Annotated in this window: 16 protein-coding genes; 10 read left to right on the top strand and 6 right to left on the bottom strand. The window is 38.3% G+C overall.

Going from position 1 to position 17686, the window contains the following annotated elements:
* Positions 1-233: 233 nt before the first annotated feature.
* Both L2567_RS17090 and L2567_RS17085 read left to right on the top strand, forming a co-directional pair.
* Positions 234-2114, top strand: coding sequence for a sulfatase family protein (locus tag L2567_RS17090; RefSeq protein WP_235299031.1), 1881 nt, complete (start codon positions 234-236; stop codon positions 2112-2114).
* 20 nt (positions 2115-2134) lie between these two features.
* Positions 2135-3610: a sodium/proline symporter gene (locus L2567_RS17085; protein WP_235299030.1), complete on the top strand. Its 1476-nt coding sequence runs from the start codon at positions 2135-2137 to the stop codon at positions 3608-3610.
* Here L2567_RS17085 and L2567_RS17080 read toward each other — a convergent pair.
* Both L2567_RS17080 and L2567_RS17075 read right to left on the bottom strand, forming a co-directional pair.
* On the bottom strand, positions 3579-4097 hold the full coding sequence (locus L2567_RS17080; RefSeq protein WP_235299029.1) for a GNAT family N-acetyltransferase: 519 nt from the start codon (positions 4095-4097) through the stop codon (positions 3579-3581). The two genes, L2567_RS17085 and L2567_RS17080, sit on opposite strands and share 32 nt — an antisense overlap.
* Positions 4098-4159: 62 nt before the next feature.
* Positions 4160-6577 carry an outer membrane beta-barrel protein gene (locus L2567_RS17075; RefSeq protein ID WP_235299028.1) on the bottom strand — a complete coding sequence of 806 codons (2418 nt, stop codon included), beginning with the start codon at positions 6575-6577 and terminating at the stop codon, positions 4160-4162.
* 468 nt (positions 6578-7045) lie between these two features.
* On the opposite strand from L2567_RS17075, the gene L2567_RS17070 reads away from it, so the two are divergent.
* Entirely contained in the window at positions 7046-7357 is a 312-nt protein-coding gene (locus L2567_RS17070) for an isoamylase early set domain-containing protein (RefSeq protein WP_235299027.1), read from the top strand.
* A 57-nt stretch (positions 7358-7414) separates the two neighbouring features.
* Here L2567_RS17070 and L2567_RS17065 read toward each other — a convergent pair whose 3' ends face one another.
* Positions 7415-7798: an SET domain-containing protein-lysine N-methyltransferase gene (locus L2567_RS17065; RefSeq protein WP_235299026.1), complete on the bottom strand. Its 384-nt coding sequence runs from the start codon at positions 7796-7798 to the stop codon at positions 7415-7417.
* A gap of 118 nt (positions 7799-7916) precedes the next feature.
* Here L2567_RS17065 and L2567_RS17060 point away from each other — a divergent pair, with 118 nt between their 5' ends.
* Positions 7917-8600 carry a YcjF family protein gene (locus L2567_RS17060; RefSeq protein WP_235299025.1) on the top strand — a complete coding sequence of 228 codons (684 nt, stop codon included), beginning with the start codon at positions 7917-7919 and terminating at the stop codon, positions 8598-8600.
* A complete protein-coding gene (locus L2567_RS17055; RefSeq protein WP_235299024.1) occupies positions 8600-9265 on the top strand; it encodes a cell division ATP-binding protein FtsE in 666 nt (221 codons plus the stop codon). Before L2567_RS17060 ends, L2567_RS17055 begins: the two co-directional genes overlap by 1 nt.
* Here L2567_RS17055 and L2567_RS17050 read toward each other — a convergent pair.
* Positions 9262-11274, bottom strand: coding sequence for a thioredoxin domain-containing protein (locus tag L2567_RS17050; RefSeq protein ID WP_235299023.1), 2013 nt, complete (start codon positions 11272-11274; stop codon positions 9262-9264). The two genes, L2567_RS17055 and L2567_RS17050, sit on opposite strands and share 4 nt — an antisense overlap.
* Before the next feature lie 157 nt (positions 11275-11431).
* On the opposite strand from L2567_RS17050, the gene L2567_RS17045 reads away from it, so the two are divergent.
* The 3 genes from L2567_RS17045 (at position 11432) to L2567_RS17035 (ending at position 14135) form a co-directional block, all read left to right on the top strand.
* A complete protein-coding gene (locus L2567_RS17045) occupies positions 11432-11902 on the top strand; it encodes a ribonuclease H-like YkuK family protein (RefSeq protein ID WP_235299022.1) in 471 nt (156 codons plus the stop codon).
* On the top strand, positions 11899-12399 hold the full coding sequence (locus L2567_RS17040; RefSeq protein WP_235299021.1) for an asparaginase domain-containing protein: 501 nt from the start codon (positions 11899-11901) through the stop codon (positions 12397-12399). The genes L2567_RS17045 and L2567_RS17040 overlap by 4 nt, the downstream gene beginning before the upstream one ends.
* Positions 12400-12611: 212 nt before the next feature.
* Positions 12612-14135: an OmpA family protein gene (locus L2567_RS17035; protein ID WP_235299020.1), complete on the top strand. Its 1524-nt coding sequence runs from the start codon at positions 12612-12614 to the stop codon at positions 14133-14135.
* A gap of 99 nt (positions 14136-14234) precedes the next feature.
* On the opposite strand, the gene L2567_RS17030 is transcribed toward L2567_RS17035, so the two are convergent.
* Positions 14235-14627, bottom strand: a complete 393-nt coding sequence (locus L2567_RS17030) for a hypothetical protein (RefSeq protein WP_235299019.1) — start codon at positions 14625-14627, stop codon at positions 14235-14237.
* A 108-nt stretch (positions 14628-14735) separates the two neighbouring features.
* Between L2567_RS17030 and L2567_RS17025 the strand changes: the two genes are divergently transcribed.
* Entirely contained in the window at positions 14736-15203 is a 468-nt protein-coding gene (locus tag L2567_RS17025; RefSeq protein WP_235299018.1) for a TRAP transporter small permease subunit, read from the top strand.
* Positions 15194-16489 carry a TRAP transporter large permease gene (locus tag L2567_RS17020; protein WP_235299017.1) on the top strand — a complete coding sequence of 432 codons (1296 nt, stop codon included), beginning with the start codon at positions 15194-15196 and terminating at the stop codon, positions 16487-16489. Before L2567_RS17025 ends, L2567_RS17020 begins: the two co-directional genes overlap by 10 nt.
* On the opposite strand, the gene L2567_RS17015 is transcribed toward L2567_RS17020, so the two are convergent.
* Positions 16486-17607, bottom strand: a complete 1122-nt coding sequence (locus tag L2567_RS17015) for a TRAP transporter substrate-binding protein (RefSeq protein ID WP_235299016.1) — start codon at positions 17605-17607, stop codon at positions 16486-16488. The two genes, L2567_RS17020 and L2567_RS17015, sit on opposite strands and share 4 nt — an antisense overlap.
* Positions 17608-17686: the final 79 nt, after the last annotated feature.

Raw genomic sequence — 17686 nt, 5'->3', positions numbered from 1 at the left:
TGTTTGAAATAAAGCGCAAAAGTAATTAAACTTTTAATATAATCTACTAAATGAGCCACGATTTAAGATAATCACAGTTATTGAAATCACACCATACGTCTCTTACATATAAAAAATTAATGAATATATAGATCTCTGATTATTACCGATCAGTTTTGTTTATTAAATAATTCGTTAAAATGTGTATAATTCATAACTTACACACACTCCTCAATTTTCTAAATTAATCGATTTTGAAACAATACATCACTTTAATAATCGTAGTTTTTCTTCCATTTGCAATCTTGTTTGGTCAGGAAAGACCGAATATACTTTGGATTACGATTGAAGATACCTCTCCGCAATTTATAGGTTGTTATGGAAATCAAAGTGCCAGTACACCAATTATTGACCGACTGGCGAAAGAAGGCGTAATGTTTACCAATGCATTCTCAACTGGTACAGTGTGTTCACCAAGTCGTAGTACTATTATCACAGGTGTACCCACCTACAAGCTTGGAACTGGTAATCATAGAAGCGCCTACAGCATACCAGAATATATAAAAGGATTTCCGACCTATCTGAGAGAGGCCGGTTATTATACTTCTAATAATTTCAAAACAGATTATAATGTTGCAGAGCAAGATAAGATGATAGAAGCATCCTGGAATGAATCATCGAGAACTGCAGGTTGGTGGAACAGAGATGACGATCAACCTTTCTTTAGTGTATTCAATTTTAATGACTCCCATCAATCCAGAACAATGACCATGCCTTTCGAGTGGTATGAAAATAATGTGTTAAAGCATTTGAAAAAGGATGAAATCATCTCCGATGATGCATTTGATATGCCGCCATTTTATAAAGATACACCTGCCATGAGAAGAGAGTTTGCCAGAGTGTATAATGCAATAAAATTGACCGACCATAAAATTGGTGAATTACTAAAACGTTTGGAGGAAGATGGGTTGATGGAGAATACTATCATATTCATATTTGCTGATCATGGTGAAGGGATTCCGAGAGGCAAGACCAATGGCATCAATCTGGGATATCGTGTTCCATTTATTATAAAAATTCCACCTAAATATCAGAATATCTCACCTTGGTTGGAACAAACAGAAGAAGAACTCGTCAGTTTCGAAGATCTGGCGCCCACAGTTTTATCCATTGCAGGAATAAAAATACCGGAATATCTTAAAGGAAGAATTCTGATGGGACAAAATCGCTCAGAAGAACGAAAATTGCTCTTTCTATCCTCAGACAGGGCTGATAATGGGATTGATATGGTTAGGACTTCTACAGATGGTCAAATGCTCTACTCGAAAAACTTTATGCCCTTTATGCCAGAAGTTAAAAATATACGGTATGTCAATATTGGACCCATTACGCAGGAGATGAGAAAAGACCTGAAGTTGATGAAAATGAATGAGCTACAGGAAACACTATTCAAAGTGAGACCTGATGAGATCCTATATGATATTCATGGAGATTTGTGGGAGACAAAAAACCTGATAGACATAGATACAAATAAAGCAAAAGTATTGCGACAAAATACCTATGAGTCAATGATAGAATATCGTGATTTACATCTCCTTCCAGAATACATGATAGCCGAAATTTCTCAAAATGAACCACCATACGAATGGCGATTAAAGCAAGAGAACTTTGACCCTGAAAAGATTCTTGAAATCGCTAAGCTAGTGGGCGTCAATACTACGAAGTCTATTGCAGAATTGGCTGTTCATTTAACCAATGAAAATCCGGCAATCTCCTATTGGTCAGGAGTCGGACTCTTTTCTGCTCCCCCTGATCAACTAACAGTTCATTTGAATGACATTGAAAAAGCTATGGACAGCGAACATCCTTTAACCAGAGCTTATTCCAGCGCTATCATGTACAGAGATACCCATTCGGAAAAGGCGGAAATGATTTTAAATGAAATGATTCATCATACTGATGTGAATATTGCTTTACAAACGGTCAACCTTCTATTATATTTAGATGATATCACACCTTTTATAGGTGCAGTACAAAAGTTGGAGGCCACTGATCATATTGTTTATAAACTAAAAGCTGCAGCATTGGATTTTTTAACCATCGCTGGACTTGAAGATCCATCCAGACAAAATTAATCATAGCTTAATCGCTACTTATGGTCACTAAGGTCATCATACTGATTATTTACTTTTTTATCCTGTTCTTTATAGGTATTGCCGCCTCTAAAAAGGTGAGTGGTTTAAAAGACTTTTATGTAGGTGGTAAAACTCTTGGATATTGGTTTGTAGCTTTTTCTGCCAGAGTGACAGGTGAATCTGGTTGGTTGATCCTGGGATTAACCGGAATGGGTGCATTGGCAGGAGTTTCTGCCTATTGGGTAGTGCTGGGTGAAATATTGGGGGTGGGACTTTCATGGTTCTTCATGGCAAAACCATTCAAAAAACTGACTGATGAATACGATTCCATTACAATCCCTGACTATTTAGAAAGTCACTTTCAAACCAAGACACATACCTTAAGGGTTATTGCCGCGACCACACTTTCAGTATTTGTGATCATTTTCGTTAGCTCTCAAATAGACATCACAGGAAAGGCATTTGAAGCATTACTGGGGCTTAATTATTTTACAGGCGCGATAATAGGTTTTGTCATAGTGGTGGTTTACATCTTTTTTGGTGGTTTTGTTGCCGTGGTGTGGTCTGATTTTTTTCAAGGCATCATGATGTTTTTGGGATTAACCATCTTGCCTATAGTAGGATACTTTTATCTGGGTGATGCTGAACTGTGGGAAGGTCTCCGATCAATCGATCCCGCGCTTTTAGATATTTGGGGTGGAGATTCGGATCCTTGGATGAATGCTGCTACTATTTTTGGATTTGCAATGATAGGCCTTGGTTTTTTGGGCGCACCACATATCTACGTCCGATTTATCGCCGTCAAAGATGTCAGAGAAATAGATCATGGTAAATGGGTTGCTGTTTTATTTACATTGATTACAGATACTGCGGCAGTGACCATTGGGCTGATCGGCCGTTATTTATTTACTGAAGCCGGTCAGGATCCGGAGGCCATACTTGGAACTGCCGCCGAAAATGTATTGGTGGTTTTGGTTGAGACCGTATTTCCGCTGGTGATCGTTGGTATTTATACCGCTATCGTACTTTCTGCAATTATGTCTACCATTGACTCGTTACTGATCGTGGCTTCTAGTGCAATCACACGGGATTTTTACCAGAAGATCTTTCATCCGGAAATTGAAGATCAAAACCTAACCTTTTTTAGTAGAATAGTGACAATCATTATGTCCCTGCTTGCCCTTGGCATCGCTTTGACGGTTGCTATAGTAACTCCTGACAGAACTGTTTTCTGGTTTGCAATTTTTGGTTGGTCAGGGATTGCCGCAACTTTTTGTCCGATGATGATCTTATCTTTGTTCTGGAAAAAATACAATGCTATAGGAGCAATGGTTTCGATGGTTTCTGGTTTCGCGTGTGTTCCCTTATTCAAATTTGTCATACAAAACCTGGATGAAATAGGTATTTACTTTGAGAAAATGGACGTATTATTTCCCTCTTTTGTTATTTCTATGTCAATGGGTATTATTGCGACTTATCTATTTCCTTCCAAATGATTCGCCAGCCTGGCCGAATTCTAAGGTCTGAAAATCCAATGGCGTAGTGCGCCTCTAAACTTCTCCTATTGCTCTCAGAAACTTCAGTAATGATATAATCAAAACTGCCCGTGAACTTTTGATTCATTCTTTCATACATTGACCTGAAAACACCCCTGCCTCGATATGACTTCTCTATACAAACCTGACCCATGACCACAAAATTATCGACATCGGAAATGGCTTCATATAAGGCATTTAATTCGGAAATATCAGATTTTACGTCTGATAACAATGTCAACGCGTACCCTATGACTTTATTTCCATCTTTTGCAATGGTATGGGCGAAAGGGTGATTCATTTTTTGAAGTAACTCAAGAGAGTGAATCAGTGTGACGAAGCCCTCACTTTGAGCCTCTTCAGGGGTAAGATTTATCTTTAGATTACGAGATTGCAGATCTAAAATTTGCAGTAAATCATCTTCTTGGGCGTCCTGTATAGTAATCATCGTTAAAAATAAAAAACGCCAGGTATTATTCCTACCTGGCATTTTTCATTAAAGCTCAAAATCTAATTATTGTTACCTATTCTTGATGTTTCATCATCAGTTGCAGTTGTTCGTCTTCGCTCTCTTTTTACTTTACTATTGCCAAAGTTGTACCTGAAGTTCACCTTAACGCGTCTTGAGTCATACCTGCTGTCGATGTCCAGATTGATATCATCTTGTCTGATCTGAATAATATTTCTTCTCGTAAAAAAGATATCTTCTGCGCTGATCTTGATATTACCTTTGCCTTTTAAAATGTCCCTGGCAAATCCTATGTCTGTTCCGTATTGGGGTTTAATGTCGTAGAGGCCATAAGTCAAACCAGATCGGTAACTTTGATTCAACTCCATGGTAATATCATATGGCAAATTGAATTCATTTCCTACATAAACATTGTATCCAAAACTCTGATTATCTAAAAATCCTGATGGAATGACGGATCTGAAATCATTGTAAAATCCGGTGATGTTGATTCTTGACATTCCAAATTCTTTCCATGGAATTCCGGAAGAGATCGTAAGACTTCCCGAATTAAAATTATCAAGATTGGTTTTGGTTTGAAATGTTTGGTTTACTTCAGATTCTTGTTGAATCACTTCGGTGATCGCATCTTTTGTGAAGCTGTAATTTCCCGATATAAATAAGAATCCACCATATCCGTAATTTATCCCAAAAGCATCAGAGTACTGCGGTGTTAGAAAAGGATTCCCCTTCTGAAATGTATAATCGTCCAGATATTCAACAAACGGATTCAAGTCTTTATAATTCGGTCTGTTCAACCTTTTGGAATAACTGTAGCTTAATTCATGTTTGTCACCTACTTTGTGAGAAAGACTCAGGCTCGGGAAAAGATTTGTGTATTGTAAGGGCACAGACTGATCCAGGGTGACTGATAATCCTTCACTGCGGGTATGTTCCATTCTTAATCCAGCCTGGACATTCACTTTTCCAAAGGCCTTAGATACATTGGAATATGCTGCGAAAACATTTTCGTCGTATATGAAATTATTTGTTCTGTTGGTTTGATTGACCCACTCTCCGTTTTCAAGCGCAGTAAAAATGGTGTTATTGTCTGTACTGACCATACTCACTTTTGTACCCAGTTCCATTCTGTAACCCGTGGTGAAAGTTTTACTAAAGTCCAATTGTGTTGCAAATATGAAGATATCTGTTGCCTGATCGTTTCTCAATTTGAAAGGGTCAAGTGCCATAGAACCATCCGCAAACAAGTAGTTGTTAGAATATAGATTATCAGAACCACTACTATATAAGGAGTAGTCCGCATCAAAGGTGAGGTTAGTACCTTCGTCGTCAAAATTATGACTAACATTGACATTGTAGGAATTCTGTCTCCAATCTGTATCCTGATCACCATCCACGAAAAGAATGTCAAAGTTGGGTGCATTGGAACCACTGATCATGGTCATGTTTTCATTCATCCACACATTACCACCTGAGTTACCCTTGTATAATAATCCGATGGTGGTGTTATCTGTCACATAGTAATCTAGCCCCAGTTTACCGTTGTAGCTGATTCCATCGAAATTCATGTCTGACTCTTGATCAAAGGTCGTGCTACCACCTTCAAATGGAATGACTCTCATAAGATCTAAATCATTCAAGCCCTGCCAGTCATAATAAGAACCGGAGCCATACACATTAATCTTCTCTGATCTATAATTTAAATTAAGCCCAGCATTATGTGTAAATCTCTTACCTTGCCTTACACCTGCATTAAAGGAACCATTATAACCATAGTTTTCATTCTTCCTCATCACGATATTGATGATACCTGAATTTCCTTCGGCATCATACTTGGCTGATGGATTGGTGATAATCTCAATATTCTTAATATTATCCGCAGGTGTGGACTCCAAAAGTCTGGATAATTCCTGTCCTGACATGTACTGATTTTTTCCATTGATCATGACCAATACACCTTGCTTACCTCGTAAGCTTATATTATTGTCTTTGTCTACTGTAACACCGGGAGACTTCTGTAGCACTTCAAGTGCTGAATTTCCTGCATTTACAGCACTGTTTTCAACGTTGACAACAATCCGGTCAGCTTTCATTTCGATGAACGGCTTCTTAGCTGTGACCATTACTTCATTTAATTCCACACCCTCTGTAAGTGTAAGGTCTGGAACAGTAATAACATTATTATCAATGGTTAATGGGGAAGAATAAATATCGTTATATCCAACCATGGATGTCGATATCATATAAACTCCCGTTTTTAATTTTTCGAATTGATAGGTGCCGTCATTTCCGGTTACCGCACCCCGAATAAGTGAAGAGTCTGCTGCATTGAGCAGTAAGACATTGGAAAATTCCATAGGCTCACCTTCTGAATTAATGACTAGTCCCTGAATGGTGCCATTCTGAGCATTGGTAAAAAAGCTTATCAATGCAAAAAGTAGTAAAAGTTGATTTTTCATCTTTCTAATTTGAATTATTATGATTAGCGTTGTAATTCAGAGACGATAAGGAGCGCTTACGGTTGCACTATTGGCATCCATTTACGACGAAAAGGAAGAATTTATCGATGAATAAGTGTATTTTGAATTTTTGATGTTGTCACCTTGATGATTTAGGGGCAAATTTCGAACATTTCCACTAAGAATTGAGTTATTAAAGTAGTTGCCAAAACATTAAATATTAAGTTTCTATTAAATATTTAATTTAGACTTAACATTTAGTTTACAGTCCGGAAGTTAATTTTTGATATAAAATAGGGAGCTGTAAACAAATAACCATATCAAATTAGGCTTAAAATATAAAAAGCTTTCATTTTGTTTTATTCGGCTCTAAACTTCTGATTCTTAGGCACTACAATAATTAAATTTAAAACATCGTTTAGTCGCATTGATTGTATAACTTTGCACTAAATTTAAAAAATCACAATTATGTCTTTAACAAAATCTTATGTAAAGTCAAAGAAATCTTACAAGGTAACATTCGAAATTCCTAAGGAATGGGTCAATGGCGCTAAAGAAGTAAGAGTCTTAGGTGACTTTAATAATTGGGACTGGGAAAAGGCTCCAGTTTTAAAAAATAACAAAGGAATTCTTAAGTCAAGACAAGAGCTTAAAGAAGGTAAAAAATATGAGTACAGGTATTTGACCAACGAGAATGTTTGGTTAAATGATGAGAAAGCTGATGCTTATGTTGCTTCTGAATATGCTGATGCACAAAACTGCGTTCTTGATTTAAGTTAAGCCTCACTAAAGAGAAAAACTTATCATGCGATCCTGTTGATTCGGGGTCGCATTTTTTTATTTTGGGTCAAACCATAAGGGGTGATTCTTTTGACCATCTGTATAGTCAATTAAAATCTCGTGTGTAGGCTCTATATCTTGCGCGGCGACCAATATGATCTCACTCTGCTCAATGTCAAATACAACTTTTGCATTGGGAGTGGGAGAGTGATTATAAATCGAACCGTAACCCAATGCGATAGCGATACCTCCTTCTGGCCAGATGAAATAATAATCATGTAATACTGTATGGTGTATGTTGCTCTTTTGATCTTCAGGTATCAATATCACTGGACACGCTTCAATAATATCACCTTTGCTGACCTTTTCAGCAGTGAACATAGAGCGGCCTTTGTCGGTATAAGCTAAATATAATCCGGTAATGTGTCTCATTTCGTCCATAATATTAATAATTTCGTCTGTAAGACTAGTGATTCGAAACTAATTCGTTAGCCAATGAATTAATATGAGTGAGAAAAAATGATAAGCAATGATTAAATACATTTATAAAAAGATGATTATGTCTGAGAACAAAGGAAATAAGGAAAAAGCCGATACGATAATTAGAAATCACATGATCTGGGCCATGGGTGCAGGCCTTATTCCTGTTCCAATTGCTGATTTTTTCGCTGTTTCTGCGATCCAATTGGATATGGTACGTCAAATTGCCAAGTTACATAATATTGATTTTTCTGAAACCGCTGGAAAAGCTTCCATTACTGCTCTTACAGGTTCAGGACTTGCACGAATTGGTGCGCGAGCTGTAAAATTTATTCCGGGAGTAGGAAGCGTATTGGGTGGAATCACAATGGCAGTATTGTCAGGTGCATCTACATATGCTTTGGGTGAAGTATTCAAAAAACACTTTGAGACTGGAGGTACTTTTCTGGATTTTGATCCGGGTAGACTGAAAAAGTATTATGATGAGAAATTCGAAAAGGGCAAAGAAATCGCGAAAGAAATTAAGAATGAACAAGAAAAAGAAGCTGTAGAGACTAAAGCATCCACTGTAGTGGTATCAAATGAGGATTTCGTTGAAAGCGTTTCTAAGGTCAAAAAGAAGAAGAAAGAGGAGAAACGAACTCCGAAAGACCCGCTTTCTCAGCTTCAAGCCATCGCCAAAATGAAAGAAGAGGGGTTTCTTACGGAAGATGAGTTTCAAGTGATGAAGAAAAAGATCTTTAAGGAAGACGTGGAAGATTAATGGCGGAACTCAAGGAGTTACTTAGCTTTCAAAACGTTGATATCAAAAGGAAGGATGAAGTCATTTTGCATGACGTTTCCCTGAATTTACATAATGCAGAGTTGGTTTTCATTCTGGGGAACTCGGGAAGTGGTAAGTCCACCTTTTTAAAATCCATGTATGGAGCTGTGGATGTCGAAGGGGAATACGCAAGAATTTTAGGACACGATTTATTATCTATTCGTCCACATGAATTACAGTTTCTTAGGAGAAAATTAGGATTGGTTTTTCAGGATTTTAAAATTTTCGAAAAGCAGACGGTATTCGAAAATTTGAATTATTTCTTGAGGTCCATCAATATTCACGATACGGATAGAATTCATTCCATTCTGGATAAAGTTGATTTGAAAGCCAAATTAGAAAAAAAGGGCTTCGAATTGAGTGGAGGAGAGAAGCAACGGCTAGCTATAGCTCGGGCATTAGTACACCAACCTCAAATTATAATTGCTGACGAACCGACCGGAAATCTAAACAAGTCATTGGGCATAGAAATTTTCAAGTTGCTTCGCGATCTCGCATTACAACAGGGGTCTTCCATTATAGCAGCTACTCATGATGAGGGCTTAACTTCCATATTTGCAGCGCGGGTTTTCCATTGTCAAAATAAACAATTGGAAAGAGCTTAATTCATAAGCATAATTGCTTTTTCTGGTTCCTGGACGGGAAGTTTACATGATTTGTTAACACACACATAAATGTAGGTATCTTCACCCTGCAATTTGTTTTCTAACAGTTTTAAATTTCCTTCCTGCTCGCCACCAAGAAAAAGGGCATTAGAGTGATAATAACTCAACATCTGGTTGCGAAAATTTGAAGCCTCTGGACCTATAATGGCCACTTCAAAAGGCTCATGGATCATTTCAAAATAAAGGTTACACCAATTGGAGTAGAAGCTAGGCTGTTTGCTCTCAACAATCGTATTTTTCATGTTTCGAAGCATTTGTTTTGCTCGATCGACATATTCTTCATTGTACAAAAATAGTCCCAGGTGATAAAGATTACGAGCCATTACACTGTTAGAAGAAGGAATTACTCCGTCAGTAAGCTCCGATTTCTGAGCAACCAGCGGTGGGTCAAGATCAGAAGTGAAATTAAACATGGCGGATTGACTGGATGAGAAATGCTCCAATACATATGTCGTCATTTGATCTGCAAGGGTCAAATACTTTTCCTCAAAAGTGATTTGGTACAAATGAATTAAGCCTCTGATGGTTAAAGCGTAGTCATCGAGAAACGCATTTATGGTAGATTGTCCATCTTTGTAATTTCTATTCAAACGCATATCCGGCTGAAGAAGATAAGTTTCTATAAATTCCCATATCGAAATGGCCTCATCTCGGTATTCTTTGTGACCGAATGCCTCAAAGGCCTTAGTGTAGCCAGATAATAAGAGCGCATTCCAGGAACACAATATTTTATCATCAAGACCGGGATAAATACGCTTAGCACGTTCATCTTTTAGCAATTTCTTCCAATTTGTGACCCATTCGATTTGATTACCATCCAACTCACTCCGATCTCGATCTATATATAAGATATTCCTCTCCTCCCAATTTCCATCTTTCTCAACATTATAATATTGGACAAAAAATTCAAACTGATCAGCAGGAATGATACTTTTTAATTGGTCGTAGGTCCACACATAAAATTTACCCTCTTCACCCTCGCTATCGGCATCATAGGATGAATAATATCCACCAGTATCATCTTTCCAGTTCTCCTGAATGAATTGGACGCTTTCATTAACTACGCTTTGGTAGTTTACGTTCTTAGTAAGTTTAAATGCTTCGGAATAAAGTTCTACAAGCTGACCATTATCATACAGCATCTTTTCAAAATGGGGCACCATCCATTCATTATGTACGGTATATCTGGACCATCCCCCTTCAATCTGATCATAAATCCCCCCTTTGATCATGGCGTTTAGGGTAGTTTCAACAGCTTCTAAAGCTTTAGAGTCAGGGTATTTATACGCATATTTAAGTAAAAACTCGTAGTTGTTGGGTAGTGGAAATTTCTGGTTTCCTTTTCTGCCACCTTTTACCATGTCAATGGTTGAAATGAATGTTTGTCCAATAGACTTTAGTTCCTCTTCATTGAATTCTACATCATCAGATACATCCACCACTGCGTCTACTTGTCTTAAACCTGAGACTAGTTTTTCAGCAGATGAAACCAATTTTTGATAATCATTTTGCTTCAGCTCCTTAAATTGTTCAAGAATTTTGATCCATTGATCCTTAGGAAAATATGTTCCCGCCCAAATAGGTCTACCATCAGGAAGTGCAACGGCATTGAGGGGCCATCCTCCACTACCATTTATTAAATTACAGGCGGTCATATAGATATCATCCACGTCAGGTCTTTCCTCTCGGTCCACTTTTATAGGAATAAAACTATCGTTCATCAGTGCAGCAACTGTAGAGTCTTCAAAAGATTCATGTTCCATCACATGACACCAATGACAGGAAGAATATCCAATGCTGATCAAGAGTAATTTATCCTCCTTCTTCGCTTTTTCAATGCTATTTTCATTCCAGGCGTGCCAGTCTACTGGGTTATAGGCATGCTGCAATAAATAAGGAGATGTTTCATTTATTAAGGCATTAGGCTGCTCAGATGTTTCTTTTTTCATGGTTTTAGAGGAGTTGCATTGAAAGAGAAAAAGGATCAGCGTTAAGTATATAAATATTGTATGTGGCATAGATAGCTCTGTATTAAGCAATAAAATTAGCCAAATAAATTATAATGAAATTAAATATGTATATGTACATTTAAGCGAAGAATTTAAGATGGTTTGGAAAAAATACAATGGTAGTGTGATCTCCGGTGACATCCTGAATGAAGTTGAACAAACTTTATCCAGGGAAAAAGCGATGGGATTTAGGACACATATTTGCATTGGTACAGACTCACAAGTTACTTCCGGGGTAACAGAATTCGCTACCGTGATCGTTTTTATCAGGGAAAGGGCAGGAGGATTCATGTTTATTACTAAGGAGAAAACCAGACAGATATTTGGCCTCAAAGAGCGAATGATTACAGAGGTTAGTAAATCAGTCAATGTTGCTTACATGTTACAACCAGTCTTGGAAAAGCTCAAGGTTCGTCTTGAAGTGCACGCGGACATTAATGCCGATCCAAGTTATAAGTCACATGCTGCATTTGCTGAAGCCATGGGATATATCAAAGGAATGGGCTATGATTTTAAAGCAAAGCCGGACGCTTTTGCCTCTTCCTATTGTGCAGATAAAGTGATATGAAGACAGAGAAAATTCAAATTTTTGTAACAGGTGGTACTTTTGACAAAGAGTACAATTATATAGAAGGCAAATTATACTTTAAGCATACACATCTGGATGATATGCTGGAACGTGGTCGATGCACTATTCCACATGAAATTAAAACCCTGATGATGTTGGACAGCTTGGAAATGACAAATCATCATCGCGAATATATCCTGGAAGAGTGCATTAAGACCAAGTCAAAGCGCATTATCATTACCCATGGCACAGATACCATGGTTCAGACTGCGGAATTTTTAGCAAACAGTGATCTTAAAGATCGAGTGATTGTCATTACAGGTGCACTTATTCCTTATGCGTTTGGAAGTTCTTCTGATGGCTTTTTTAATTTGGGAAGCGCAATCGCATTCTGTCAGGTCTTGGAACCGGGAGTGTATATCAGTATGAATGGTAAATATTTCAAACATGACAATGTTGAAAAAAACTATTCTACAGGATACTTTGAGCACAAGTGATGAAGAAAAGTTACTAGCAAAGCTTTTATGACTCTTTTTCTTTTCTGTTGTTCCACATGACATTTTCCCATCACTTCATACCGTATTTAAGACCCTCAAAACCAAATTTTAATACATTAAGCAGTCTTTAAATTTAAAATAACATATATAATATTTTTCTAATAAATAATTTTAACTTTGTTAAGGTTTCAAATTAAGCTAGAACAGATATGATGAGAAAATTAATATTATGCTCTTTGTTTTGCGCGATCATGAGCACAGCGACAGTTTACGGGCAGACAGAAGATGATCCGAACGCTTTAACTTTTAGAGCTTTGTTCATGGATTACCAATCACAGAATGGTGGGAATATTGCATCTTTTAAAGATTACAATAATGGTTTCGAAGTCTCATATACAAGATATCTTGCCAATAAGATAAACCTGAATGTTCCTTTAAAAATTGGATCTGTCCAGTCACATGAAGATGTGGCCACTCTTAGAAAAAGGATCATTGGTTTAGATGCTGTAATCCACTACAACTTCCTTGAAAATGAAGCTCCAATTATTCCATATGGTTTAGGTGGAATCGGATTTGTCACAGAAACACAAGGCGGGACTAATGTGCAGATACCTTTGGGTCTGGGAGTAAAATTCCGTGTTAATGAAAGAGCTTATTTTAGTTGGCAGTCGGAATATCGACTTGCTCTGGCTGAAGATCGAAATAATTTGCATCATGGCCTTGGGTTTACCTACGTACTTGGAGAGGGTGGCATCACTTCAAAGGATAACAAAATGATGCTCAAAGATGATGCAGATGGAGATGGAATTATCGATGACGTTGACCTTTGTCCGCAGATCGCCGGGCCAAAGGAGCTACAAGGATGTCCTGATTCTGACAGCGATGGTATTGCCGATTTTGAGGATGCGTGCCCATTACTGCCCGGTCCTAAGTCATTGAGAGGTTGCCCGGATGCCGACGGAGATGGTGTTTCTGATAATGACGATGAATGTCCTAATGTAGCAGGAACGGTAGAAAATAATGGTTGTCCATCAACAGATTCAGATAATGATGGTGTACCGGATAATGTTGATCGCTGCCCCGATGTTGCAGGTTCTCCGGCTAACAATGGTTGTCCCATGATGGATGCAGATAGTGATGGTGTGCCGGATGATGTGGATAAATGTCCTAATGCAGCAGGACCTGCAAATTCTGATGGTTGTCCTGATGTAGACAATGATGGTATTCCTGATTACCTGGACAAATGTCCAACAAAAGCAGGAATAAATGCATTTGGCGGTTGTCCCGATACAGATAATGACGGAATAGACGATAGTAGGGACAGATGTCCTGAGGCTGCCGGTCCGGTATCTAATAATGGTTGTCCTGAGATTTCACAGGCAGATCAAGACGTACTGGAATTGGCTATGCGAGCTGTTCAATTTGATACCGGTAAAGCCACTCTAAAACCAGAGTCATTCACCATATTGTCTCAAATTGCAGCGATCATGAATAGATATCCTTCATACAATCTGTCCATCAGTGGACATACGGATAATGTGGGAGGAGCAGCAACCAATCAATCCTTATCAGAAAGACGTGCGAAAGCTTGTTACGAATATTTGATCACACAAGGTGTATCTAGTTCCAGAATGAATTATGCCGGGTTTGGAGAATCAAGACCGATAGCTGATAACAATACCTTACGAGGCAAGACTTTGAACAGAAGAGTTGAATTTAATTTGATTCCTCGCTAAAGAGATCGTTCAACTTCTACGGTTTAAAAGGCACAATAAAAAACGTGAATAGAATGAAATCTATTCACGTTTTTTTATTTACAATTGCTAAGGATCTGCTTATTCAGGCGAATTACTTTCAACGTCTTTTCTCTTTTGAATCAGATAAAGCAAGTCGGTATTAACAGTAGTTCCACCTGATTTTGGGTTGTAAACGTTTAGAACTTCATATCCTTTGCTATACAACCAATTTAAACCGTGTACAGGACTGTTGAATATGAGCGCTTTCCCTCGAGAGTCAGACACAATACGATTTCTTCGATCCAGGAAGCCAACGTTTTGCCCGAAATCTATCAGCATTTTAACATCTGCTGTTCCTATCGTATTGAAAAATTCTATCTCTATATAATGGGTTTCATCTTCTCTTAATTCCTTCCCGTCAATGTAGATTTGTGTATGCGCATATTGACCAAGCCCTATAAAAATGGTCAAAGCTATTAATGTCTTTTTCATAAATCAGAATTTTCTTTTATAACGAATGTAACAAAATACATGCTTGAAGATTGAATATTTTTAACGCACTTTAACACAATTTGTGGCATAAGCTTATATTTGATTCGTATGATCAATAAAATTGGTTCCTGGATTTCCTGGTTGAATGTGGCGCTGGTACTGCTGATTTGCCTCGATGTAATATTGCGATATGTTCTGAACGTAACTGAGAAATGGGTTATAGAGTTGGAATGGCACATTTTTGCAGCAGTTTTTCTCTTGGGAGCATCATACACTTTTAAGCATGACAAACATGTAAGAGTGGATTTATTCTATCAGAAGTTCAGTGAAGAACGGAAAATGTGGATAGATTTAATTGGAAATATCTTGTTCCTAATTCCGTGGTGCATTGTGGTAATTTATGCATCCGTTAAGTATGCCAATGTTTCATTTTCATACCTGGAAGGTTCTCCTGATCCGAATGGTCTTCCTGCCAGATATGTTATCAAATATATCATAGCATTAGGATTTGTGCTATTGCTTATACAAGCCGTGATAGATTCAGTTGAGAAGTTGAAGCATTTGAAATGGAATTAGTCGCAATACTTCTTTTCGTTCTTATTTTTGTCCTCATTCTAGCTGGATATCCCGTGGCTTTCACCTTGGCAGGATTATCTATTTTAGTAGGGGCTTTGACCATCCCCGATTTTTTTCTTTTGCTACCATTTAGGATCATGGGCATCATGCAGAATTACGTTCTGTTGGCGGTTCCGCTATTCGTGTTCATGGGCCTGATGCTCGAAAAGTCAGGATTGGCATCCAATTTATTGGATACCATGTCTATTTTATTTGGTCGGGTAAGAGGAGGATTAGCCATATCTGTTATCATAGTTGGCGCCTTACTTGCCGCTTCCACTGGAATCGTTGGGGCTACAGTTATCACGATGGGTTTAATCAGCCTCCCTACTATGTTAAGGCGTGGTTATAAACCTTCATTAGCGACTGGTGTTATTTCTTCCTCTGGTACTCTAGGTCAGATTATTCCTCCGTCAGTAGTGTTGGTTTTACTGGGTAGTGTTCTGAATGTATCTGTGGGTCAACTTTTCGCAGCAGCTATTGTACCGGGAATGATACTGGTGGGCATGTACATTGTTTATATTTTGATCATGGCACATCTCAAGCCTGATTTAGCTCCTGCAGTTCCAGCCGAAGAGATCGCAAAATATAAATCGGATGATTTCTATTTGAAGGTAGCGAAGGCATTTATCATGCCCATACTTCTGATCCTAGCTGTATTGGGTTCCATATTTTACGGAATAGCGAGTCCTACAGAAGCTGCCGCTGTTGGCGCACTGGGTGCGGTATTGCTTGCTGCAATTCAGAGGCGCTTTTCCATCAAAGTACTCAAGGATGTGGCACAGGAGACCACACACTTAACGAGCATGGTTTTTATGATCCTGTTAGGTGCAACGACTTTTTCATTGGTCTTCAGAGGCTTGGAAGGTGATCGTTTTTTAATAGAAGTCATACAGACTTCTAGCATGGGCCCGATGGTGTTCTTATTGATTGTCATGCTGGTCATTTTTATAGCAGGCTTCTTCATTGACTTCATAGAAATCATTTTCATCATTGTCCCGGTTGTTACTCCGATATTTATAGAATTTGAAATGAACTTGATATGGATTGGTATCCTGATCGCTTTGAATCTTCAAACTTCATTTTTAACCCCTCCATTCGGATTTTCGTTATTCTATTTGAAGAGTGTTGCCCCCCCGGAGGTTAAAACCATAGATATTTACAGAGGTGTTATTCCATTCTTAATACTTCAGGTAATCCTTCTAATGGCCGTTTTAATCTGGCCCGGATTATTAGGTGTTTACTAAATCAACTTGTCAAAAAACATTTTTTCAGAAATTTGTGACCATTGACTGACCCCTTTCCTAAATTGCTTTTGATCTTCATAAACCTTCCTGCTCACATCATCACGATCTATAATTTCAGTGATTGCTTCTTCAGTATAACCTTTAAGCGCGTTTAAAACCTCATCGGGAAAGGTCCTTAGTTCTACATCACTTTCACTCTTGATCTTTTGCAGATATTCATTATTCTTCGCAACAAACTGAGACAGCATCCACATGTTGGAACGTGCAGCAGCGGTTTCAATGATGACCTGCAGGTCTTCTGGCAAGCTGTCAAATTTCTTCTTATTGATAATTAATTCAAGACAGGCTTGTGGTTCATGCCATCCGGGTGTGTAATAATACTTGGCTATTTCATGAAAGCCCATTAAATAATCGTGATATGGACCGATCCACTCTGTAGCATCTATTACACCTCTTTCCAGATTGGTGTAAATCTCGCTGCCTGCAGAAACAACAGGAGTGCCTCCGGCCTTTGCCAGGACTTTTCCTCCCAATCCGGGAATACGCATTTTGAGCCCTTTGAGATCAGCGATAGTGTTGATTTCTTTGTTAAACCATCCCCCCATTTGAAAACCAGTATTTCCTGCAGGCATGGGAACCAGGTTGTAATCTTCATATACTTCCTTCCAAAGACTCATGCCATTACCACCATACATCCAGGCATTGAATTCTTGAGCATTCATACCGAATGGAACTGTTGTAAAAAATTGCGACGCAGGAAATTTACCCACCCAATAATAACCAGCTCCATGGCCCATTTCGACTGCACCCATACTGACAGCGTCGAAACATTCTAATCCCGGCACCAATTCACCACTCCCATATACCGAAATTTTCATTCTGCCACCTGACATTTTGTACACCCAATCGGCAAGAAGGTTGCATCCCTCTCCAACAACAGGGAAATTAGGTGGCCAGGTGGTCACAATTTTCCATTCATATTCAGGCTTTTCGGCGAAATTATTCTGCTTTTCACGCTCGATATTGGCACAAGATCCCGCCACAATGCCCATAACTCCAAGCGTTCCTGCTGACTTTAAAAACTTTTTCCTACTGATCTTCGACATAAATCGTAACATATTATAGGATTTAAAAATACAATTTTGTTTTTTAGCGTCTCATAGAAATGCTGGCGCATTGCAATTCAGGAATGCGGTA

Origin of the sequence: Portibacter marinus (assembly GCF_021533195.1) — a bacterium.
Classification (GTDB): domain Bacteria; phylum Bacteroidota; class Bacteroidia; order Chitinophagales; family Saprospiraceae; genus Portibacter; species Portibacter marinus.
This window is presented reverse-complemented; position numbering and strand designations above follow the sequence as displayed.